Source organism: Streptomyces sannanensis, assembly GCF_039536205.1.
In the GTDB taxonomy this organism is placed as follows: domain Bacteria; phylum Actinomycetota; class Actinomycetes; order Streptomycetales; family Streptomycetaceae; genus Streptomyces; species Streptomyces sannanensis.
This window is the reverse complement of record NZ_BAAAYL010000001.1, coordinates 4558422-4580195: the sequence shown is the minus strand read 5'-3', so window position 1 is coordinate 4580195 and position 21774 is coordinate 4558422. Positions and strand designations below refer to the sequence as shown.

The 21774-nt window shown below is 70.9% G+C and carries 23 protein-coding genes and 1 pseudogene; 14 read left to right on the top strand and 10 right to left on the bottom strand.

Annotated elements, in window-relative coordinates; genetic code table 11:
• Positions 1–68 precede the first annotated feature (68 nt).
• The gene (locus tag ABD858_RS21730; RefSeq protein ID WP_345040156.1) at positions 69–698 is read left to right on the top strand and encodes a CGNR zinc finger domain-containing protein; all 630 of its coding nucleotides are present in this window, start codon (positions 69–71) and stop codon (positions 696–698) included.
• On the opposite strand, the gene sodX is transcribed toward ABD858_RS21730, so the two are convergent.
• Entirely contained in the window at positions 602–1024 is a 423-nt protein-coding gene (gene sodX, locus ABD858_RS21725) for a nickel-type superoxide dismutase maturation protease (RefSeq protein ID WP_345040155.1), read from the bottom strand. The genes ABD858_RS21730 and sodX overlap by 97 nt on opposite strands.
• A 175-nt stretch (positions 1025–1199) precedes the next feature.
• Here sodX and sodN point away from each other — a divergent pair, with 175 nt between their 5' ends.
• Positions 1200–1595 carry a superoxide dismutase, Ni gene (gene sodN / locus ABD858_RS21720; RefSeq protein WP_345040153.1) on the top strand — a complete coding sequence of 132 codons (396 nt, stop codon included), beginning with the start codon at positions 1200–1202 and terminating at the stop codon, positions 1593–1595.
• A 7-nt stretch (positions 1596–1602) separates the two neighbouring features.
• Here sodN and ABD858_RS21715 read toward each other — a convergent pair.
• Positions 1603–1753: pseudogene (locus ABD858_RS21715) on the bottom strand (tyrosine-type recombinase/integrase); the annotation flags it as partial.
• 63 nt (positions 1754–1816) lie between these two features.
• Here ABD858_RS21715 and ABD858_RS21710 point away from each other — a divergent pair.
• Positions 1817–3085, top strand: coding sequence for an ATP-binding protein (locus tag ABD858_RS21710; RefSeq protein WP_345040151.1), 1269 nt, complete (start codon positions 1817–1819; stop codon positions 3083–3085).
• Positions 3086–3432: 347 nt separating this feature from the next.
• On the opposite strand, the gene ABD858_RS21705 is transcribed toward ABD858_RS21710, so the two are convergent.
• Positions 3433–3918, bottom strand: a complete 486-nt coding sequence (locus ABD858_RS21705) for a DUF5994 family protein (protein ID WP_345040148.1) — start codon at positions 3916–3918, stop codon at positions 3433–3435.
• A gap of 386 nt (positions 3919–4304) precedes the next feature.
• Entirely contained in the window at positions 4305–4655 is a 351-nt protein-coding gene (locus ABD858_RS21700) for a DUF5994 family protein (protein WP_345040146.1), read from the bottom strand.
• Between the two features lie 342 nt (positions 4656–4997).
• On the opposite strand from ABD858_RS21700, the gene ABD858_RS21695 reads away from it, so the two are divergent.
• From ABD858_RS21695 to ABD858_RS21685, 3 genes are all read left to right on the top strand, one after another.
• Positions 4998–6815: a glycoside hydrolase family 3 protein gene (locus ABD858_RS21695; protein WP_345040144.1), complete on the top strand. Its 1818-nt coding sequence runs from the start codon at positions 4998–5000 to the stop codon at positions 6813–6815.
• A gap of 12 nt (positions 6816–6827) precedes the next feature.
• A complete protein-coding gene (locus ABD858_RS21690; protein ID WP_345040142.1) occupies positions 6828–7712 on the top strand; it encodes an endonuclease/exonuclease/phosphatase family protein in 885 nt (294 codons plus the stop codon).
• A 224-nt stretch (positions 7713–7936) separates the two neighbouring features.
• Positions 7937–8698, top strand: coding sequence for a nucleotidyl transferase AbiEii/AbiGii toxin family protein (locus ABD858_RS21685; RefSeq protein WP_345040140.1), 762 nt, complete (start codon positions 7937–7939; stop codon positions 8696–8698).
• Between the two features lie 26 nt (positions 8699–8724).
• On the opposite strand, the gene ABD858_RS21680 is transcribed toward ABD858_RS21685, so the two are convergent.
• The 4 genes from ABD858_RS21680 to ABD858_RS21660 all read right to left on the bottom strand — a co-directional run bounded on the left by ABD858_RS21680 (position 8725) and on the right by ABD858_RS21660 (position 12991).
• On the bottom strand, positions 8725–9159 hold the full coding sequence (locus tag ABD858_RS21680; protein ID WP_345040138.1) for a DUF6304 family protein: 435 nt from the start codon (positions 9157–9159) through the stop codon (positions 8725–8727).
• Positions 9160–9756: 597 nt separating this feature from the next.
• Positions 9757–10359, bottom strand: coding sequence for a GNAT family N-acetyltransferase (locus ABD858_RS21670; protein ID WP_345040133.1), 603 nt, complete (start codon positions 10357–10359; stop codon positions 9757–9759).
• A 102-nt stretch (positions 10360–10461) separates the two neighbouring features.
• A complete protein-coding gene (locus ABD858_RS21665) occupies positions 10462–11502 on the bottom strand; it encodes a family 2 encapsulin nanocompartment cargo protein polyprenyl transferase (RefSeq protein ID WP_345040131.1) in 1041 nt (346 codons plus the stop codon).
• Between the two features lie 76 nt (positions 11503–11578).
• Positions 11579–12991: a family 2B encapsulin nanocompartment shell protein gene (locus tag ABD858_RS21660; RefSeq protein ID WP_345040128.1), complete on the bottom strand. Its 1413-nt coding sequence runs from the start codon at positions 12989–12991 to the stop codon at positions 11579–11581.
• A gap of 187 nt (positions 12992–13178) precedes the next feature.
• Between ABD858_RS21660 and ABD858_RS21655 the strand changes: the two genes are divergently transcribed.
• The 4 genes from ABD858_RS21655 (at position 13179) to ABD858_RS21640 (ending at position 16687) form a co-directional block, all read left to right on the top strand.
• Positions 13179–13625, top strand: coding sequence for an RrF2 family transcriptional regulator (locus ABD858_RS21655; protein WP_345040126.1), 447 nt, complete (start codon positions 13179–13181; stop codon positions 13623–13625).
• A gap of 84 nt (positions 13626–13709) precedes the next feature.
• A complete protein-coding gene (locus tag ABD858_RS21650) occupies positions 13710–14909 on the top strand; it encodes a globin domain-containing protein (protein WP_345040124.1) in 1200 nt (399 codons plus the stop codon).
• Between the two features lie 118 nt (positions 14910–15027).
• Positions 15028–15618 (top strand): N-acetylmuramoyl-L-alanine amidase, encoded by a 591-nt coding sequence (locus ABD858_RS21645; protein WP_345040121.1) that lies wholly within the window; start codon positions 15028–15030, stop codon positions 15616–15618.
• A gap of 10 nt (positions 15619–15628) precedes the next feature.
• Positions 15629–16687 carry a 1-aminocyclopropane-1-carboxylate deaminase/D-cysteine desulfhydrase gene (locus ABD858_RS21640; RefSeq protein ID WP_345040119.1) on the top strand — a complete coding sequence of 353 codons (1059 nt, stop codon included), beginning with the start codon at positions 15629–15631 and terminating at the stop codon, positions 16685–16687.
• Here ABD858_RS21640 and ABD858_RS21635 read toward each other — a convergent pair.
• Positions 16666–18264: a Na+/H+ antiporter gene (locus ABD858_RS21635; protein WP_345040117.1), complete on the bottom strand. Its 1599-nt coding sequence runs from the start codon at positions 18262–18264 to the stop codon at positions 16666–16668. The genes ABD858_RS21640 and ABD858_RS21635 overlap by 22 nt on opposite strands.
• A gap of 47 nt (positions 18265–18311) precedes the next feature.
• Between ABD858_RS21635 and ABD858_RS21630 the strand changes: the two genes are divergently transcribed.
• The 3 genes from ABD858_RS21630 to ABD858_RS21620 all read left to right on the top strand — a co-directional run bounded on the left by ABD858_RS21630 (position 18312) and on the right by ABD858_RS21620 (position 20165).
• Positions 18312–18572 (top strand): UBP-type zinc finger domain-containing protein, encoded by a 261-nt coding sequence (locus ABD858_RS21630; RefSeq protein WP_345040114.1) that lies wholly within the window; start codon positions 18312–18314, stop codon positions 18570–18572.
• A gap of 262 nt (positions 18573–18834) precedes the next feature.
• Positions 18835–19248, top strand: a complete 414-nt coding sequence (locus ABD858_RS21625) for an ATP-binding protein (protein ID WP_345040111.1) — start codon at positions 18835–18837, stop codon at positions 19246–19248.
• Between the two features lie 44 nt (positions 19249–19292).
• Entirely contained in the window at positions 19293–20165 is an 873-nt protein-coding gene (locus ABD858_RS21620; RefSeq protein WP_345044765.1) for an RNA polymerase sigma factor SigF, read from the top strand.
• 120 nt (positions 20166–20285) lie between these two features.
• Here the strand turns inward: ABD858_RS21620 and ABD858_RS21615 are convergent, their stop codons facing one another.
• Positions 20286–20708 carry a hypothetical protein gene (locus ABD858_RS21615; protein WP_345040109.1) on the bottom strand — a complete coding sequence of 141 codons (423 nt, stop codon included), beginning with the start codon at positions 20706–20708 and terminating at the stop codon, positions 20286–20288.
• Positions 20709–20790: 82 nt separating this feature from the next.
• Here ABD858_RS21615 and ABD858_RS21610 point away from each other — a divergent pair, with 82 nt between their 5' ends.
• Positions 20791–21759 (top strand): diacylglycerol/lipid kinase family protein, encoded by a 969-nt coding sequence (locus tag ABD858_RS21610; protein WP_345040107.1) that lies wholly within the window; start codon positions 20791–20793, stop codon positions 21757–21759.
• The last annotated feature ends 15 nt before the right edge of the window (positions 21760–21774 follow it).

Here is a 21774-nt window from a genome sequence, read left to right as displayed (position 1 = left end):
CCCTGGAAAGCAAGTCGGCTGTTACTCCGACAGCTGTGACCCTAGCTCTCCTCACGTAAGGACTGCAAGTGGAACTGGCCCATTACTCGGACTATGCAGTGCGTCTGGTCAACAGCGAGGAGCCGACCCGGGGCAAGGACTCCCTCACCTCCGTCGAGGCGGTCCGCGCCCTCTTCGGCGCCTCCTCCCAGGCCGCGCGCCGCGCCACGGACGCGGACGTCACCCGCTTCCGGAACGTACGGACCCGTCTTCGGGCGGTGTTCGAAGCCGCCGACGGCGGGGACGAGACCCTCGCCGTCGACCTGCTGAACTCACTCCTGCTCGAGTTCCCGGTCAGCCCGCAGGTCGCCGGCCACGACTACCGGGACGATGACGGACGCCCCATCTGGCACATGCACCTCGCCGAGCACCCCTCCAACGCCACCGCCGGCTATGCCGCCATAGCGGCCATGGGACTCGCCTTCCACCTCACCGAACACGGTGTGGACCGGCTCGGCCTGTGCCAGGCAGCACCCTGCCGCAACGCCTACCTCGACACCTCGACGAACCGCTCGCGCCGCTACTGCTCCGACCGCTGCGCCACCCGCGCCAACGTCGCCGCCTACCGCGCCCGCAAGCGCCTCGAGACCGAACGGTCCGCGAGCACCGGCCGCACCGCCGACACCGCCCACGAGATGACCGTAGGCACCGACCGCTGACCCTTCACGGGCAGCGGCCGGTACCGCCCCCGCACCCGCCCCAGCAGCAGCTCGTCGGGAACGGTCCCGAACACCCTGCTGTCCCCCTCGGCGTAAGGGTTGTCCCCCAGTACCCACCAGCCGCCCTCGCGCCGCTCCATCAGCCGCTTCACGATGAGCAGATCCTGCTGCAGCGGGTGCCGCAGCACCGCCACGTCCCCGGCCCGCAGCGCGGCCCCGTAATGCACCAGCAGCTGGTCCCCGTGCCGCAGCGTCGGCACCATCGATGCGCCCGTCACCTCGGCGACCCCGAACAAAGCGCTCGGCTCCCGTCCCTGATCCGTCATCGCCACCTCCCGGTCCGTTCCGTGCTGTCCCGTGCGTCGCCGTGCCGTACGTTCGGCCACTCGTCCCATCCTGGCCCCGGACTTTCGTCCTAAGCCCATGGGGGCACTCGCGAAATCGGCTCTCTCACCGAGTAATCTCCCACCTGAGAAGACGATCACGAGGAAGGACAGCTCCATGCTCTCCCGCCTGTTTGCCCCCAAGGTGAAGGTCAGCGCCCACTGCGACCTCCCCTGCGGCGTGTACGACCCGGCCCAGGCCCGCATCGAGGCCGAGTCGGTCAAGGCCGTCCAGGAGAAGATGGCCGCCAACGAGGACCCGCACTTCCAGGCCCGCGCCACGGTCATCAAGGAGCAGCGCGCCGAGCTCGCCAAGCACCACGTCTCGGTGCTCTGGAGCGACTACTTCAAGGCCCCGCACTTCGAGAAGTACCCGGAGCTGCACCAGTTGGTCAACGACACCCTGAAGGCGCTGTCGGCGGCCAAGGCCTCCACCGACCCGAAGACCGGTGAGAAGGCGCTCGAGCTCATCGCCGAGATCGACCGCATCTTCTGGGAGACCAAGAAGGCCTGATCTTCGATCATGCCCTCTGACCTGCAACTTCCTTGGTTGCTTGGTCTTCCTGTCCGCACCCGGTCCGCAGGCCGCCGAGCACGGCGTCCATGACGGCCCGGGTGCGGTCTTCCTCTCCCCGGCCACAGGTGCGCGTAGATCCGCAGCGTGATGACGGCGCCTGTCGCGCGCGTCCTCCGGGCATTCATGATGGGAGTACGGCCGAACACGCGGAGCTGATCATGACGGGCTGGCGGGTCAGGGACTACACCCAGGACGATCTCGAGGCGCTGATCCGAGTCGACATGGAGAGCGGCACGACCGAGGAGCCGCCGCTGTTCCCGCTCTCGGACGCCGTGACGGCTCTCCAGGCCCGCCACCCGGCTGTGGTGGCCACGGCCGACGACGTGCTGATCGGCGCCGCGGTGAGCCGGGTGGAGGGCGAACGGGCATGGATCCTGCGCATCTGCATGGCGCCCGGCTGGCGGCAGCGCGGGCTGGGCAGTGCCCTGATCACCGCCCTTGAGCAACGGCTTTTCGCCGCTGGCGTCCAGGCAGTGCACGCCGTCCTGCCCGAGGGCGAGACCGGTGCCGCCGCTCTCCGCAACTGCGACTTCGGCGCCCGCCCCGGGCTGGTCTTCTTCGAAAAGCGCGGGTCGGTGGCTCCGCAGTCGGCCGGCACGCTGTCCTCGCTCGGAGCGGAGCTGCCGCCGGGGGGACTGTGGCAGAAGGTCGCGGGCATGCAACGGGAGAAGCAGCTCATCGAGCGGCGCCTGGTCCTGCCGCTGGCCCATCCCGAACTGGCCGCCCAGCACGGAGTGGAACTGCCACGGGCGGTGATACTGTTCGGCCCGCCCGGGACCGGCAAGAGCACGTTCGCGCACGCGATCGCCAGCCGCCTGGGATGGCCCTTCCTCGAACTGTTCCCCGCCCGTCTGGCCGCCGAGTACGGCCTGGCGACCGGGCTGAACCGGCGCTTCGACGAGATCGCCCGGCTCGACCACGTCCTCGTCTTCATCGACGAGGTCGAGGAGATCGCCGGCGAACGCGGCGGCGCGGACGCGACCGCTGTCGGCGTCGTCAACGAACTGCTCAAGGCGATCGTCCGGTTCCGAAGCCAGGACGGACGGCTGCTCGTCTGCGCCACGAACAACGTGACCACGCTCGACTCCGCGTTCCTGCGACACGGCCGCTTCGACTACGTGCTGCCGATCGGCCCTCCCGACCGCACCGCCAGGACCGCGCTGTGGGAGAGCTACCTGGCCCGAGCGGGCGCCCGAGCCGACAGCGCGGTTCTTGCGTCTGCCAGCGAGGGGTTCACCCCCGCCGACATCGCCCATGCGGCGCGAACCGTCTCCCAGGCCCAGTTCGAGCGCACCTTCGACACCGGAACCCGGACCGCCCCCACCACCGACGACTACCTGGACACGATCCGCGACACCAAGCCCACGGTCAGCGCCGCCATGGCCCAGGAATTCGCCCAGCAGACGGAGAAGTTCGCCCGCATCTAGCCCGGCAACGTTTGCCCCGTCGCGACGCTCCCCCAGCTACCTCCCCCAGCTACCTCCCCCAGCTACCTCCCCCAGCTACCTCCCCCAGCTACCTCCCCCAGCTACCTCCCCCAGCTACCTCCCCCAGCTACCGCTGGGGGTGCCCCCAGGGGTGCCCCCAGGGGTGCCCCCAGGGGTGCCCCCAGGCACGCACGCTCGCTGCGTAGGCCGAAAACCCAAGGAGCGCTGCTACGAGGGCCTTCGGCCGCCTTGCGATCACGCACCGGACGCCGCTCCTTGCCGGGCAAACGTTGCCGGTCGCGGCACTAGCGTCCAGGCCGACGGGGAGTCGATCTGCGACGGAGGTTTCAGGTCGGCGCAGGTGGCGTGTCGCTGCCCGTATCGATGAGGATCTGTTTGGCCTCGGTGACGTTGTCGGCCCGTACGGCCCTGGCCATCGCGGCGCGCGCCGCGTCGGAGGACGTGTCCGGAGGGACCAGCATCAGGGAGAAATGGTCCTGTTCGCCCCGGGTGATGAGGACGGTGTCGTCACCGACCGGGAAGGAGTCGATGTGGACGACTCGGCCGTCGACCATCACCCGGGTCGGCAGTTCGTCCCAGGCACTGCCGTCCAGACCGACCCGGGTGACAGGTCCGAGATGATCGGTCAACGCGGAGATCAGCGAGGGGAGCTCGGCACCGATGTCCCGGGACCGCGGCCACCACGCGCCGTCCAGGATTCCCTCGCGTGAGTGTGTCGTCTCCAGGCGCAGCAGGGCCGTGCCGGGTTTCACCGACCGGTGGACGGCGTCCGGCAGGAGCCTGGGGAGGTCGGGGGTGTCTGAGTCGGCCATGGTGTCCGCCCGTCCGCAGAGAGCAGTGCGACCGCAGAGCGTGCGACCGCGATACGACCCTCCTAGCTCACCGTACTCCGCACGACGCTCGCGCGAGCGCTCGCCGCAGAGCGCGGTTACGGAAACAGGCAACGGCTCCGGCGTATACCCGCCGGAGCCGCCCTTCCGGGTCATTGCACGTGAGCGTGCGCCGACCCGCATTCCACGTTACGCCAAAGGGATTAATCCGACACGAACAATCCTTGCGGAGGTTCACTTCGGTCCGAGAAGCCGACGCGGCGGCTCAGCCACGCCCTTCCTCTTCTGTCTCCATCTGCCGGATCCCCTGGTGCGTCGGCGTGATCATCGCGGGGCCCGGGCCGGGGCATCGATACCGTCGCCGGCCATCAACTGCGCGGCGGCATCCGCACCGGTTTCCGGATCACCAGCACGTCCCGGCGGCCATCGGTGGAGAGAAAGGCCAGTCTGTGCGGATCCTGCTCCTCGGTGGACCAGCCCATATGCACCATGCGCCCGGCTACGGACACCCAACGCGGGATGACGGGCCAGTAGGCCGGGGCCACCGTGATACGCGTGATGCGACCCCAGAGGTCGCCCAGTGCGGCCGTCAAGGGTGGCAGCTCACGAGTGAGGGCACGGGAGCGCGGCCACCACGTGCCGTCCAGCCGCCGGGCGCCGGCGTCAGGGACAGCGAACCGGCAGCGACGGCGCGCGCCTGCTCGATGTCGTACGGTCAATGGTCACGGGCATGGCGCGGACCTGTCCCCGGGCTCGTGGGTGCACGCGGCCCGCGTTGTCCGCCAAGCCGCCGCGCCCGTCCTGGCGGGCCTCACCCGACGCGCGCCACCGCCATCCGCCGCTTCGAACAGAACCTCCGCATGGCCGTCCCCGACCATGCCATCCGCATCCTCACCGACCCCGCCCAGGCCGCCCTGGCCACCGCTCATGCCCGCTCACTGGTTCGCCGCATTCACGCCATTGGCTTGTTCTCAGCGATTCATCGAAGATCCGTAGCGTCTCGGATCGTCGCTGGTCCGCCCCTGTGAGGCGGTTCCGGCCTCGTATCGAGGGAGCACTACATGCAATTTCCGGAACATTCCGTCAGCCGTCGCTCGATCCTCGCGGCCGGCGTCGCTGCGGCAACCGCGGTCGCGCTGGACTCATCCCGCGCCACGGCCGCCACCGTGCCGCCCGCCTCTGCTGCCGAGACCGGCTGGGTGAACGCCACGCTGCACCGGATGACGCTGGAGGAGAAGGTCGGCCAGCTGTTCACCACCCGTGTGTACGGCGAGACCGCGGACACCACCGACCCGGACGCGGTCAGCATGAACCAGTCCTTCCTCGGGGTGGACAACGCGGCACAGGCCGTGGCCCGCTACCACCTCGGCGGCTTCGTGTACTTCGCCTACGCCGGCAACACCCGCGCGCCCGAGCAGGTCGCCGGGCTGTCCAACGGCATCCAGCGGGTGGCTCTCGATCAGCCGTCGGAAGTGCCGCTGCTGCTGAGCATCGATCAGGAGGGCGGCGCGGTCGTACGGCTGGGGCCGCCGGCCACCCAGTTCCCCGGCAACATGGCCCTCGCCGCCGGGCGCAGTGTCCCGGACGCGGGCACCGCTGCCGGCATCAGCGGGCAGGAGTTGCGGTCCGTCGGCGTCAACCAGAACCTGGCGCCGGTGGCCGATGTCAACATCAACCCGGCCAACCCGGTGATCGGGGTGCGGTCGTTCGGCGAATCCCCCGAGCTGGCCGCCGATATGGTGGCCGCGCAGGTGCGCGCCTACCAGGACGCCGGTGTCGCCGCGACCCTCAAGCACTTCCCCGGCCACGGCGACACAGCGGTCGACAGCCACACCGGACTGCCGGTCATCAGCCACTCCCGCGAGGAGCTGGACCAGATCGACCTGCCGCCGTTCCGGGCCGCCATCGCCGCGGGCGCCGATTCGATCATGACCGCCCACATCGTGGTGCCCGCGCTCGACCCGTCCGGCGATCCCGCCACCCTGTCCTACCCGATCCTCACCGGGCTGCTGCGCGAGGAGCTCGGCTACGACGGCGTCGTGGTGACCGACTCGCTCGGGATGGCCGGCGTGCGGAACAAGTACGGCGACGAGCGGGTGCCGGTGCTCGCGCTCAAGGCGGGCGTCGACGTACTCGTCAACCCGCCGAAGATGAAGGTCGCCTATGACGCGGTCCTGGCCGCGGTGCGCAACGGTGAGCTCACCGAGCGCCGCATCAATGAGTCGGTGACCCGAGTACTGCGGCTGAAGTGGCGTCGTGGAATCGTTCACTCGCCCTTCGTCGACACCGCGGCTGTCGCAGGAACGGTCGGCACGCCGGACCACCTGGCCGTCGCGCAGCGGATCACCGACCGCACCACGACGCTGCTGCGCGACGAGCCGGGGGCGCTCCCGCTCGGGCCGGCGGGCAAGGTGCTCGTCACCGGATGGGACGACTCGGCGGCGCCGATCACCACCGCGGCCCTGGGCCGTGCGCTCACCGAGCGGGGCCTGACGGTGGACGTCCTGAGCACTGGGGCGAAGCCTTCCCAGGCACGCATCAACGCCGCTGTCGCGGCCGCGCTGTCGCATGACACCACGGTGGTGCTCACCAACCGCGCGGCCGGCGATTCCGGCCAGCAGAAGCTGGTCAAGGCGCTGCTGGCGTCCGGCGCGCGGGTCGTCACCGTGGCCGTCCGCGATCCGTACGACCTCATGTACTTCCCCGAGGCGCCCACCTACCTCACCACATACGCGTTCAACGAGGTGTCGATGCGTTCCCTCGCCGGGGTGCTGACCGGAGCGATCCAGCCCGCCGGACGCCTTCCCGTGACCATCCCCGACCCCGCCGACCCGGGAACTCCCCTGTTCCCGTTCGGTGCCGGCCTCACCACCGTCTGATCTGGAGTAGTCATGAAGCTCATTTCCCGACGTCCCGCCCGCGGCAACCGCGCCGCCGCCGCCGTGCTCGCCGCCGCCGCCGTGCTCGCCACCGCGGGGTCGGCGACGGCCGCGACCGCCAACATCCCCGGTTCGGAGGCCCCGGCGGTGCCGCTGCGGGTCGCGACCTACAACATCCATGCCGGTGCCGGCGAGGACAACGTCTTCGACCTGGACCGCACCGCGGCGGCGATCCGCGATCTGAACGCTGACGTGATCGGCCTCCAGGAGGTCGACGTGCACTGGAGCTCCCGTAGCGACTTCGTCGACGAGGCCCAGGCGCTGGCCGAGGAACTCGGCATGAACGTGTTCTTCGCACCGATCTACGACAACCCCCCGGCCACCGAGGGCGGCGACCGGGCTCAGTACGGCACCGCCGTGCTGAGCAGCTACCCGATTCTCGACGCCGAGAACCACGACATCACGCGGCTCTCCACCCAGACGCCCAACCCGGTGCCGGCTCCCGCGCCCGGCTTCGCCGAGGTGACGGTCAACGTCAAGGGCTCGCACGTGCACGTCTACTCCACGCACCTGGACTACCGGGCCAACCCGTCGGTCCGCAGCGCCCAGGTGACGGACATGCTCAATGTGCTTGCCGAGGACTCCGGACCGAAGGTCCTGGTCGGTGACTTCAACGCCACGCCGAACGCCCTGGAGCTGGCGCCGTTGTGGAAGGAGCTGAAGGACGCCGACCCGAACGGCGGCAAAACGTACCCGGCGGTCAACCCGACCAAGCGCATCGACTATGTGACCGTCTCCCCGGACATCACCGTGGTCGGTGCCCAGGACGTTGCGACGGACGCTTCGGACCACCGCCCCGTGGTCGCGGACCTGGAGCTCCACCAGCGCGGCGCCTGAACCGCCGGAGGCCAGGCGATGCCACAGCCGGGGAGCCCGCCACGGCCCTGTGCACGCCCCCTCCCGCCCGGCGAACCGGGCGGGAGGGGGCGTCGGGTCCGCGAAGGGAACTTCGTGTGCGTCTTCTGCAACGGCGGCCTGCCCGGGGAGTGGAACGTCGGCCTGCCCTGACAGCGCCGTGCGCCGTGGAGGCGCCCGCGCGCCGGGTGCTGAATACTGCGCCCGTGACGCTTGAGAACGCCCCCGCCACGCACCGGCGGCTGCTCGCCGACGTACTCGACCTGGGGCACGACCACGGGCTCGCCCTCGGCGGCGGGTACGCCGTGCTGGCGCACGGGCTGGTCGCCCTCCCCCAAGCTCTCGGCTGCGCTCGAGCTCGGGGGAGGGATCTGGACTTCGTGACCGAGCGCCCGGTGTCCGCGGCGGAGATCGTCGGGCATCTGACGGCCGGCCTGCGGGCCCGGGGATGGCTGGTCGGTGAGACCGACGTGTCTCCGCTCATGGCGCGGATGACCGTCGCCGACCCGGACACGGAGGAGATGTGCGAAGTCGTCGTGGCCAAGGAGGTGCTGTGGCGACCGCCGGTCGTCCTGGAGGGCGTCGGTCCGGTGCTCGCCGTCGAGGACCTGGCGGGTACGAAGGTGCGGGCGCTGGTGGACCGTGGGCTGCCGCGGGACATGGTCGACGTGTACGCGGCGGGCGGCCGGTTCAGCACGGCCGAGCTGGAGCATCTCGGTGCCCGGCACGACGAGGACTTCGACCTGCGGGAGCTGCGCGACCGGCTCGAGGGCCTGGAGTGGGTGAGCGACGGCGAGTTCCAGGCATACGGGCTGGCCGGGGACCAGGTGCGGGACCTGCGCGGATGGGCGGGCGCCTGGGCGCAGGACATCGCCGAGCGGCTGGCGGAGCCGTACGAGGAGCCCGACGAGGAGCCGGACGAGGATGCGTACGAGGAGCCGGGCGCGCAGCCCGGGGGCGACGGCTGACGGGCCGCCGCCCCGGCGCGGGTCGACTACACGGGCCGGCCCAGCCCCAGCCGCTCGTCCGAGAAAAGCGCGCCCGCCGGAAGCTGCCGCCGGATCTGCGCCAGGCCCGCCTCGAGGTCGCATCCGGGGCGCCCCGAGGTGTAGACCGCGCCGCCGAAGTGCAGGGTGAGGCCGAGGTCGGCGCGTGCGGCGGCGGAGCCGGGGAGCCGGCGACCGAGGGTCAGCAGGCAGCTGAGCGTGGCCTGGTGGACCGTGTCGTCGACGGCGACCGGGAGAGGCAGGTCCCACTCCAGTACGCAGTCGGCCAGTGAACCTTCGGCGAGTGCGTCGAGGCTCACGCCCGAGAACTCCACTCCCCGTATCGTCGTACGGAGCCCTGCCCCGTCCGTCGTTATCGTGATCGCTTCCGCACCCTGGCGGTCCCGGTACCAACCGGTCCAGGCTTCCACTTCCGTTGACATGGCGCGGACTGTAGCGGTCCCGGCGCATCGGCGGCACCGCAGGTCACCCGCTGGATTCACTCCGGTCGGCCGCGGGGGCGTCATCGCCCCCGGCCTCCTCCGTGCCGGCTCCGGTGGCGGGCTCCTCGGGCAGTTCCCCGGTGTACTCGGAGCACTTCGGATTCCGGCACGGACCGGGCGCCCATATCGGAACATAGGTCCCGAGGGTCTTGTGCCGATGAACGGTCGTTTCCACGGCCTGTCCGCAGGCCGGGCAGACGAACCCGCCCTGCGGGGGACCGGTCAGGCGCTGACGCGCCCGCGCACTGGCCATACGTCCAAGCGTAAGGCTGCACGGGCGACTCCGCCCCGCGCTGTCGCGCACCGAGCCCGGGACGACAGGCCCTCGGCCGCCCTGCGCCGCAGCCACTGTGGATGGAGTGACGGGGGGCGGATGACGCCCGGCGGCCGTTCCGGAGCTGCGCCTGGGGGCCACCCGGCGCCCGGTGCTCTGCGCGGAGCCCGTCCAGGGCGTCCGTGCCGCACTGGACGGTAGCGTCCGGTCCCTGCCCGGGGCACTCTCGGGCGGGGAGCCGGCCGACCCGGTCGAGCCGATCGTCACACGTCCCGTTCCCGCGGCTCCCGCCACATCGGAAACATCTGCGGCCCGTCCGGGAGCTCCACGGCCGTACCCATGAAGACGAAACCGAGCCGCTCGTAGAGCCGGCGGCTGCGCGCGCTGCTCGCCTCCAGATAGGCCGGTAGGCCGTCCCGGTCGCAGCGCTCCAGTACGGACTCGATGAGCGCCGCACCCACTCCCTGCCCCTGGCGCTCGGGGGTGACGCCGATCAGCAGCAGATACTCGTGCGCCCGGTCGTGCGGATGGACCGCACCCGTCAGCCGGCCGACCAGCTCGGCGCGCTCATTGTCCGGGTCGGCGATCTCCCGCATACGGGCCGGGGTGTCGTCCTCCTCCTCGGGCTCCCCCGCCGGCACGTGATGCCACAGGGCGCAGGCCGTGCCGTCCTCGACGATGTCGACCCGGCCCTCGGCGAGCGTGAGGTCGAGGAAGACACCGAGGAAGGTGCGGTGCTTCCCGCGACGCTGTTCCGCGTCGGGGAAGACCCAGTTGCTCACCGGGTCGTCGAAGAAGGCCGTGTCCAGCAGGTCCGCCACCGTCTCGCGGTCACTCAGGTCAGCCTGCCGTATTCGTGCACCCACGCCGTGAACCTTTCCCTGGTCCGTCAACTGGCGTAGGTGATACTAGAGTTGACAGGACCGGCCCGGCACGCAGCCGCCCCGCCGCACTGGGCCCGCGGGGCGTCACCTCGCGCGGCGGGTGACGAACTCCGCCAGGGCCAGCAGGTCACCCCCCGCCGCGGGGTCCGGCACCGCGCGTGCCAGGTGGTGGACGGCGCGGGACATCCGGTCGGCCGCCTGCGTCTGCGCCCAGTCGCGGCCACCCGCCCGGTCGACGGCCTCCGCCGCTCGGCGGACGGCCGGGCCGTCCATGGGCCCCTCGTACAGCTCGGCCAGCTCCGCGGCAGCCGGCGTACCCGAGGTCAGCGCCGCGACGACCGGGAGCGACTTCTTGTGGGCGGCCAGATCCGCGCCGACCGGTTTACCGGTGAGTTCCGGGTCGCCCCAGATGCCGATCAGGTCGTCGATGAGCTGGAAGGCGAGGCCGGCTTCCCGGCCGAAGGAGTCCATGGCCTCGACCTGGGCCTCCCCCGCACCGGCGTAGAGAGCGCCGATCGCGCAGGCACACCCCAGCAGGGCGCCCGTCTTGGCCTCGGCCATGGTGAGGCATTCGTCGAGGGTGACGTCGAGGGGGCCGCGTTCCTCGAAGGCGCAGTCCGCCTGCCGGCCGGCGCACAGGTCGATGACACAGGCCGCGAGGCGTGCGGAGGCGGCGGAAGCGACCGGATCGGGGTCCTCGGCGAGCAGCCGCAGCGCGAGGGCGAGCATCGCGTCACCGACGACGATCGCGTCCGGGGTGCCGAACACCGTCCAGACGGTGGGGCGGTGATGCCGTGTCGGGTCCTCGCCGAGGACGTCGTCGTGGATGAGCGTGAAGTTGTGGGCGAGCTCCACCGCCGCGGCGGCGCGTACGGCCCGCTGCGGGTCGCCGCCCAGGGCGCCGGCCGCGGCCAGCACCAGCGCGGGCCTGATGGCCTTGCCGACCCGGCCCGCGGCCGGGGTGCCGTCGGGGTGCTCCCAGCCGAAGTGGTACATGGCCACGCTCCGTATGGAGCCGGGCAGCGACTCGACGGTACGGCGCAGCCGGGGGAGGACGGCGGCACGGGTGCGCTCCAGGAGGGCCGCGGCCTCCTGGCCTTCGGTCGTGGCTTGGGTACGCGTCATGGCCATGGTCACTCCAAGAGGGGGGCGGGCCCACCGCTGCCGGTGGGCCCGAATGAACCCGGTGCGCCTCCGGGGCTCACCGCCAGCGGCTGACTTCCACGTTCTCCAGCACACCCAGCGCGTCCGGCACCAGCACCGCGGCCGAGTAGTAGGCGGTGACGAGGTAGGAGATGATCGCCTGCTCGTCGATGCCCATGAAGCGGACCGACAGGCTCGGCTCGATCTCGTCGGGGATGCCGCTCTGCTGGAGCCCGATGACGCCCTGTTCCGACTCGCCCGTACGCATACAGATGATCGAGGTGGTCCGCGCGTCACTGACCGGGATCTTGTTGCAGGGGAAGATCGGCACACCGCGCCATGCGGGGATCTGGTTGCCCGCGATGTCGACGCTGCCCGGGACGAGGCCGCGCTTGTTGCATTCCCGGCCGAAGGCCGCGATGGCACGCGGATGGGCGAGGAAGAGCTTGGAGCCGCGCCGCCTGCTGAGCAGCTCGTCCATGTCGTCGGGGGTGGGGGCCCCGTCGTGGGGCTGGAGCCGCTGGCCGTAGTCGCAGTTGGCGAGCAGTCCGAATTCGCGGTTGTTGATCAGCTCGTGCTCCTGGCGCTCGCGCAGCGCCTCGACCGTGAGCCGCAACTGCTGCTCGGTCTGGTTCATCGGCTGGTTGTAGAGATCGGCGACCCTGCTGTGGACCTTCAGCACGGTCTGGGCGACGCTCAGTTCGTACTCGCGTGGCTTTGCCTCGTAGTCGACGAAGGTGTGCGGCACGACGGCCTCACCGACATGGCCGGCCGACAGCTCGATGGCCGCCTCACCGTGGGCATTGGTGCGCTGGCCGGGCAGCGAGCGCGCCCCGGCCAGATGGGCGCGCAGCGAGTCCACCCGGTCGGCCAGCGTCAGCACGTCCCGCCGGGACAGGACGAGCGCGACGCAGTGCGTCGCGGCACGGGCGGTGTGGTCCCAGACCGCCTCTTCGTCGAGCAGGGCCTGGTCACCGAAGTACGCCCCGTCCGCGAGGACTCCGAGCACCGCCTCGTCGCCGTACGGCCCCGAGCCGATCTTCTCCACCCTGCCGTGCGCCAGCAGAAAGACCTTGTCCGCGGCGCGTCCGGCGGCGGCGAGCACTTCTCCGGGCTCGAACTCCCGCTGGGTGCACCGCTGCGCCAGCTCCGCCAGCGCCTCGTCGTCCTCGTAACCGCGCAGGGCCGGAAGTTCACCGAGCTCGGCAGGGATGACCTCCACCCGGTCGCCGGTCTGCACGAACGTCACCCGACCGTCGCCCACGGCATAGCTCAGCCGGCGGTTGACCCGGTAGGTGCCGCCCTGCACCTGCACCCATGGCAGCATCCGCAGCAGCCACCTGGAGCTGATCTCCTGCATCTGCGGAACGGACTTGGTGGTGGTCGCCAAGTTCCGCGCGGCTGCCGTGCTCAGACTCTGCTGCGGCGACGTGTGCCCGTCGCGGATCTCGGAACCTGCCTCGATCGACATCTCTGATGTCCCTCCGACCTTCGATCAATGGCTGACCTGCGGGAAGAAGCCTTCCAGTACGGAGAGCAGCGGCGCCATTACACAAACGAGCGAGACTGGATCGCGGACCGCGGGGCATTCTGCGCGCCCTGGAGTGGCGCACACCACTTAACTTGCCTTTGAGATTCAAGTTTTCTAGCGTGGCCTCATGCGGCTGACGAGATTCACGGATGTGGCGCTTCGCGTCCTCATGCGACTGGCCGTCGCCGAGGGCGACGCACCCACGACCCGTGACGTGGCCGCGGCCATGGCGGTCCCGTACACCCATACCGCCAAGGTCGTCTCCAGACTCCAGCACCTCGGCCTCGTCGAGGCCAGGCGCGGGCGGGGCGGCGGGCTCGCGCTGACCGAGGCGGGCAGGGCGGCCTCCATCGGCGGGCTCGTACGTGAACTGGAGGGCGCCGGCGATGTCGTCGAATGCGAGGGCACCACACCGTGCCCGCTGAATTCGGCCTGCGTACTGCGCGGCGCGCTGCGCCGGGCCCAGGAGGCGTTCTTCGCCACTCTCGATCCCCTGACGGTGGGTGACCTCGTCCATTCCCCCACCGGCCCACTGCTGCTCAGCATCAGCCGCAGCAGACCCGGAGTCGCCTGACCCCACCAATGGGGCCACATGGCCCTATGCGGCTCGTTTCGCACAGACAAAAATGCGACTGTCACATACCAATTAAGGAGCCCCATGCTGTCCGAGCAGTCGGCAACGACCGTACGTGCCACCCTCCCCGCCGTCGGCGCTGCCATCGGCGACATCACCGAGCTCTTCTACCGCCGCCTCTTCGAAGCCCACCCCGAGCTGCTCCGCAACCTCTTCAACCGCGGCCACCAGGCCGACGGCACCCAGCGCCAGGCCCTCGCCGGCTCCATCGCCGCCTTCGCCACGCACCTCGTGGAGCACCCCGACACCCGCCCGGACGTGATGCTCGGCCGCATCGCCCACAAGCACGCCTCCCTGGGCGTCACGCCCGAGCAGTACCACGTCGTGTACGAGCACCTCTTCGCCGCCATCGCCGAGGTCCTCGGCGACGCGGTCACCCCCGAGGTCGCCGAGGCCTGGACCGAGGTCTACTGGCTGATGGCCAACGCGCTGATCGCCATCGAGGCCCGCCTCTACGCCGAGCGCGGCCTCACCGCCGCCGACAGCTGGAGCGAATGGGTGGTCGAATCCCGCACGGAGGAGACGGCGGATGTGGCCACCTTCCGGCTGCGGCCCGCCGACGGCTCCCCCGTCCCCGCCTTCAAGGCCGGCCAGTACGTCTCCGTCCAGGTCGAACTCCCGGACGGCGCCCGCCAGATCCGCCAGTACAGCCTCACCGGCGCCCCCGGCTCGCCCCTGCTCTCCCTCACCGTCAAGCGCGAGCGCGGTGCCGAGGGCCGCCCCGACGGAGAGGTGTCCAACCACCTCCACGCCCGGATCCACGAGGGCGACCGGCTGCGCGTCTCCGCCCCCTACGGCGACCTCGTCCTCGACAGCGCGGACGCGCCGCTGCTGCTGGCCTCCGCCGGCATCGGCGTGACCCCCATCCTCGCGATGCTGGAGCAGCTCGTGGCCGACGACCACCGCGGCCCGGTCACCGTCGTGCACGCCGACCGCTCCCCGGCCGACCACGCGCTGCGCGCCGACCAGGAGGCGCTGGCCGGCAAACTGCCCGATGCCGACGCCCACTTCTGGTACGAGTCCGCGGACGCCGACCACCCCGCCGACCGCATCGGTTACGCCGACCTCTCCGCCATCACCGTCGCGCCCGGCACGCACGCGTACCTGTGCGGCCCGCTGCCCTTCATGCGGTCCGTACGAACCCAGCTGCTGGCCAAGGGTGTTCCCGCCGCCGACATCCACTACGAGGTCTTCGGCCCCGACCTCTGGCTGGCCTCGAACTGACCGGATCGGATCGCACGCCGTACGAATCGGATGGTCAGTACGGCGTGCGATCCGCTACAACCGGCCAAGCGGTACAAGACGATCCGCGACCGGAGCGCAACCAGGCAAGGAGGCGGCCATGGCCCCACCCATGTCCGCGGGAAGCTTTCTGGACGTACTGACGAACGAAGGGCTGACCGTTGTCCACGTCGGCGACTGGCGCACCCACAACCGCAATCACAAAGGCCCCTGGGGACCGGTGCACGGCGTGATGATCCACCACACCGTCACCAAGGGCACCGCCAACACCGTGCGTATCTGCCGTGACGGCTACGAGGGCCTGCCGGGCCCGCTCTGCCACGGCGTGATCGCCAAGGACGGCGCGGTCCATCTGGTCGGCTACGGCCGCGCCAACCACGCGGGACTCGGCGACGACGACGTCCTGCGGGCCGTCATCGCGGAAAGACGCCTCCCACCCGACAACGAGGCCAACACCGACGGCAACCGCTATTTCTACGGCTTCGAGTGCGAGAACCTCGGCGACGGGCACGACCCCTGGCCCGAGGTGCAGCTGGCGGCCATCGAAAAGGCCGCCGCCGCGGTCTGCCGGCACCACGGCTGGACCGCGCGCTCGGTCATCGGCCACCTGGAGTGGCAGCCCGGAAAGATCGACCCGTGCGGGTTCTCCATGGAGACAATGCGAGGCCGGATCGCCGAGCGACTGAAGTGACAATGGGAGCGTGACTCCCGAAGCGCTCGCCCTCACCGCCCTGCGGCCACGGCTGCCGTCGCCGCTGCAACCGGTGGAGGACGAGCGCTTCGCGCGCCACGGGGTACGGCTGCTGCTGAAGCGGGACGACCTGATCCACCCCTCCCTGCCCGGCAACAAATGGCGCAAGCTGGCCCCGAACCTGCGTGCCGCGGCCGCCGCCGGCCATGGCACGCTGCTCACCTTCGGCGGCGCCTACTCCAACCACCTGCGCGCGACGGCCGCCGCGGGCCGGCTCCTCGGCTTCACGACGATCGGCGTCGTCCGCGGCGACGAGCTGGCGGAGCGCCCGCTCAACCCGTCGCTCGCGCAGTGCGCGGCGGACGGGATGCGGCTGGTTTTCGTCTCCCGCGCGCTCTACCGCCGCAAGGGCGAGCCGCAGGGGCTGGCGGAGATCCTGGACGTGGCTGGGCACCCGAGCCCGCTCGGCGGCGTAACGGCTTCCCACGACCGGTGCGACCGCCGAGCCCGTCCGGCGATCGAGGAGCGGAGTCCGGGGCCGCGCCCCGGCGGGGACTGGGGCAGCGCCCCGGTTTCGGGAAGGGTCGGTGCGGGGGACTGCTTCCTCGTCCCCGAGGGCGGCAGCAACGACCTCGCCGTGCGCGGCTGCGCCGAGCTGGGGCAGGAGCTGCGCGGGCAGGCCGGCTTCGTCGGGGTTGCCTGCGGGACCGGCGGAACCCTGGCCGGGCTGGCCGCGGGACTGGAGGCCGGGCAACGGGCGATCGGCTTCCCCGTCCTCAAGGGAGGCTTCCTGGAAGAGGAGATACGTTCCCTCCAGGCCGCCGCCCTCGGCGGGCCGGCCGGGCACTGGTCGCTCGACGACCGTTTCCACTCCGGCGGTTACGCCCGTACGACGCCGGAGCTGGACGCCTTCGCCACGGACTTCGAGGACCGCCACGGACTGCCCGTGGAGCGGCTCTATGTCGCCAAAATGCTGTACGGGCTCACCACCCTCGCCACCGAGGGCGCCTTCCCTCCGGGCAGCGTCATAGCCGCTGTGATCACCGGTCAGCCGGAACCCTCCCGGTAGGCGGCCGCCTCCTCCAGGTCGAGCCGGCGCAGCAGCGTCCGCATCATCTCGTCGTCGATACGCCGCTCGTCCCGCAGCCGGACGAAGACCTCCCGCTCGGCCTCGATCACGTCCCCCGCCAGCCGTCGGTAAGTGTCGTCCACGGTCTCGCCGGTCAGCTCGTTGACCGCGCCGAGCCGCTCCCACACCGCGTTGCGCCGCCGTTCCAGCACGGTGCGCAGCCGGTCCGCGAGAGGCCCCGGCAGCGCGTTGCGCTCGTCCGTGAGCAGCGCCTCCAGCCGCTCCTCCGCCGCCCGGGACGCCTCGCTCTGCGCCTGCGCCTCGGCGAGCGTCTCGGCCTGCGCGTCGCGCCCGGGAAGCTTCAGCACCCGGATCAGCGGCGGCAGGGTCAGCCCTTGCACGACCAGGGTGCCGATGACGGTCGTGAAGGTGAGGAAGAGGATCAGATTGCGCCCGGGGAACGGTCCGCCCCCTGCCACGGTCGCCGGGATGGAGAAGGCGATCGCCAGCGACACCACCCCGCGCATCCCGGCCCAGCTGACGATCAGGGGGCCGGTCCAGCCCGGGTCGGGCTCGCGCTCTCTGATCCGCTGCGACAGCAGCCTCGGCACGTAGGTCGCCGGGTAGACCCATACGAACCGGACCACGACCACCGCGGCGAAGACGCCCACGGCATACAGCGCGGCGCTCTCGCCCGCGTACGCACCGAGCCCGCGCAGCACCACCGGCAGTTGGAGGCCGATCAGCGCGAAGACCGCCGACTCCAGGATGAACGCCACCATCTTCCACACCGCCTCCTCCTGAAGCCTGGTCGCGAAGTCGACCTGCCAGGAGCGATGGCCGAGATAGAGAGCGACCACCACGACCGCGAGGACGCCCGACGCGCCGACCTCCTCGGCCGCGGCGTAGGCGACGAAGGGGATGAGCAGCGACAGCGTGTTCTGCAGCAGCGGCTCCTTCAGATGCGTACGCAGCCAGTGCAGCGGGACCATCAGCGCCAGGCCCACACCGACACCGCCGACCGAAGCCAGCACGAACTCGCCGATGCCCTCGGTCCAGCTCCAGCCGACGCCGGCGGCCGCGGCGAGCGCCACCTTGTAGGCGGTGATCGCGGTGGCGTCGTTCACCAGCGACTCCCCCTGCAGGATCGTGGTGATCCGGTGCGGCAGCCCGAGCCGGCGTGCGATGGCCGTGGCCGCCACCGCGTCCGGCGGCGCGACGACCGCGCCCAGCACCAGCGCGGCGGCCGGCGGCAGTCCGGGTACCAGCAGATGGGCGAGCCAGCCCACGGCGAGCGTCGCGAAGAGCACATAGCCGACGGAGAGCAGCGCCACGGGCCGGATGTTGGCGCGCAGATCCAGGTACGAGGCGTCCAGCGCGGACGTGTGCAGCAGCGGCGGCAACAGCAGCGGCAGCACGACGTGCGGGTCGAGGGTGTACTCCGGAACCCCCGGCACGTACGAGGCGATCAGCCCCGCCGCGACCAGCAACAGCGGCGCCGGGACCGGTGTCCTGCGCGCCGCCCCCGCGACCGCGGCACTCACCGCGGCCAGCGCCACCAATGACAAAGTCTCCATCCGCCCGAACCGTCCTCTCCCCGTGGCCGCGCCGTACTCTGGCAATCATGAGCGAGTGCCCGCACCTGTCCGAAATGCCGCGCCCCGAGCCCGCGCCGCTGTCGGAGACCTGCCTGGAGTGCCTGGCGGCCGACACGGATCCGGTGCAGCTGCGGCTCTGCCTGACGTGCGGGCACGTGGGATGCTGCGATTCGTCGCCGCTGCGGCACGCGACACAGCATCACAAGGACACCGGACATCCGGTCATGCGCAGCCTGGAACCCGGAATGCCCTGGCGGTGGTGCTTCGTGGACGGTTCGATCGTCTGACACCGGGGTACGTCACAGCGGCGCGATGTCTTTCCCATTGCCGCCCAATTGGGAGCCACAGACCCCTACCCACCGTCCGTACTCATGGGCTTACCATGAGTGACAGACGCCGGACCGTCCCGGTGAGGGGCCCGGCGACACGGCACCATGGATCGCGATAGCGTCACCGGCGGAAAGGTACGGACTGCGTACCTCACGGATCCGGGGGTCGTCTCCCTTACCCCGGACCCCCGAAAGAGCATGTGCCACCTTGGAGGTGAGGGTGTCCCAGATCGCAGGCGAGCCCGGGACCCAGGACTTCGTGGAAGTCCGGCTGCCCGCTGCGGGTGCCTACCTGTCAGTGCTGCGTACGGCCACGGCCGGCCTCGCGGCACGCTTGGACTTCACGCTCGACGAGATCGAGGACCTGCGCATCGCTGTCGACGAGGCCTGCGCGATCCTGCTCCAGCAGGCCGTCACCGGATCCGTCCTCAGCTGCGTGTTCCGGCTCATCGACGATTCCCTGGAGGTGACGGTGTCCGCCCCCACCACCGACGGCCGCGCCCCGGAGCGCGACACCTTCGCCTGGACGGTCCTCTCGGCGCTCGCCGGCAAGGTCGACTCCTCGGTCGCGGACGACCGTACGGTCAGCATCAGCCTGCACAAACAGCGCGGCGCGGGACCCGGGCCGGCGTGAGGAACGGGGACGGTCCGGTGCGGAACGAGGAGCGCATCCCACGGATGCTGCACGCGGAGGGCGCTCCGGGTTTCCCGGAGCAGGCCCGGCCGCACCCGGTGGACGGCCTTTTGGACGCGGCGGAGCAGATGGCCGATATGAGCGAGCACGAGCAGCACTCACATCATGACCGCAGTGGCGCGCGGGCGATGTTCATCGAGCTGCGCACGCTGCCGGAAGGTTCGCCGGAACGGGCGGAACTCCGCAACCAACTGGTGCGGATGCACCTGCCGCTGGTGGAGCACCTGGCCCGCCGGTTCCGCAACCGCGGCGAGCCGCTGGACGACCTGACGCAGGTCGCCACGATCGGCCTGATCAAGTCGGTGGACCGGTTCGACCCGGAGCGCGGCGTGGAGTTCTCCACATACGCCACACCGACCGTCGTGGGCGAGATCAAGCGCCACTTCCGCGACAAGGGCTGGGCGGTGCGGGTGCCGCGCCGCCTCCAGGAACTGCGGCTCGCCCTGACCACGGCCACCGCGGAGCTGTCCCAGCAGCACGGCCGCTCCCCGACGGTCCACGAGCTGGCCGAGAAGCTCGGCATCTCGGAAGAAGAGGTGCTGGAGGGCCTGGAATCCGCCAACGCCTACTCCACGCTCTCCCTGGACGTCCCCGACACGGACGACGAGTCGCCGGCGGTGGCGGACACGCTGGGCGCGGAGGACGAGGCGCTGGAGGGCGTCGAGTACCGCGAGTCGCTGAAGCCGCTGCTGGAGGATCTTCCGCCGCGAGAGAAGCGGATCCTGCTCCTCCGATTCTTCGGCAACATGACCCAGTCGCAGATCGCACAGGAGGTCGGCATCTCACAGATGCACGTCTCCCGCCTGCTGGCGAGAACCCTGGCCCAGCTCCGCGAGAAGCTCCTGGTGGAGGAGTAACGGCCCACCGGCCGAACCTGCGTCCGCTGCGCCCGGGGGGTGCTGTTCCGGGCCCGGGGTTGCCGCTCTCCGCACACTCGACGGGGGCGGCAACCCCGGTCCTTGCGCGCCGCAGGCGCGCTACGCGTCACGCGCCCCCGGGCGGAGCCCAAGCGCATCGGTCGTCGTCGGGTGGAACAGCATCACCAGTGCCGTCACGGCCACCCCCGCCAGCGCGATCCCCGCCGGGATGAACCCGCCCTGCGAGCGGAGCAGAGTCCAGGCGACCGGCAGCGCCATGATCTGTGTGACGAAGGCCGGCCCGCGGCTCCAGCGGCGGCGGTGCAGCAGCCCGCGCGCCGCCAGCAACGGCAGGAGCGCGAGGACGATCAGCGTCAGGCCGCCCGTCTCCGCCTGCTGGGAGCTCTCGGGGCTGCCAACGACCCCCATGACGAGCATGTACACGCCACCCGCCACCAGGGCCAGGCCCTCCAGTGCGACGAACGCCGCCGCGGCGGTCAGTCGGGCGGGACGCGGGGCGGGGGTCTGCTCAGTGCTGCTCACCCTGAAAGGGTAGCCGCCGGTGCCGGGCCGGGCCTGAGCCCGGGTATGGGCCAGGTACCCCCCGGTAGGTACGCTGCATCGCATGCGTGCACTCCTCGTGGTCAACCCGGCGGCAACCACCACCAGCGCGCGCACGCGCGACGTGCTCATCCACGCCCTCGCGAGCGAGATGAAGCTGGAGGCCGTCACCACGGAGTACCGGGGGCACGCCCGGGACCTCGGCCGCCGCGCCGCGGACAGCGAGGACATCGACCTGATCGTCGCGCTCGGCGGCGACGGCACGGTCAATGAAGTGGTCAACGGCCTCCTCCACAACGGCCCCGCCCCGGACCGGCTGCCGCGCCTCGCGGTCGTACCGGGCGGCTCGACCAATGTGTTCGCCCGCGCCCTGGGTCTGCCGAACGACCCGGTGGAGGCGACCAGCGTGATCCTGGACGCCCTGAGCGAGCGCCGGGAGCGCACGGTGGGGCTCGGTCTCGCGGCCGGCGCACCCGGCACCGAGGACGAGGGAGTCCCGGCCCGTTGGTTCACCTTCTGCGCGGGGCTCGGCTTCGACGCCGGCGTGGTCGGCCGGGTCGAGCAGCAGCGCGAACGCGGCAAGACGTCGACGCATGCCCTCTATGTACGTCAGGCACTGCGTCAGTTCCTGGAGGAGCCGAACCGGCGGCACGGCACGATCACACTGGAGCGTCCCGGCCGGGAACCAATTCACGAGCTCGCATTCTCGATAATCTGCAACACCGCCCCTTGGACCTACCTCGGCAATCGCCCGGTGTACGCGTCCCCCTCGGCGTCATTCGACACGGCTCTGGACGTGCTCGGGCTGCGCAAGCTTTCTGCCGCGGCCGTGGCTCGTTACGCGACGCAGCTACTGATGTCCACTCCTGAGCGCGGCCCGCACGGTCGACACGCAGTGTCATTCCATGATCTGACCGATTTCACCTTGCATTCGAAGGTGCCGCTTCCCTTCCAGATGGACGGCGACCATCTCGGGGTGCGCACCAGCGTGAGGTTCACAGGCGTTCGCCGTGCACTGCGTGTGATTGTGTGACCAGAAAGGCCAAAA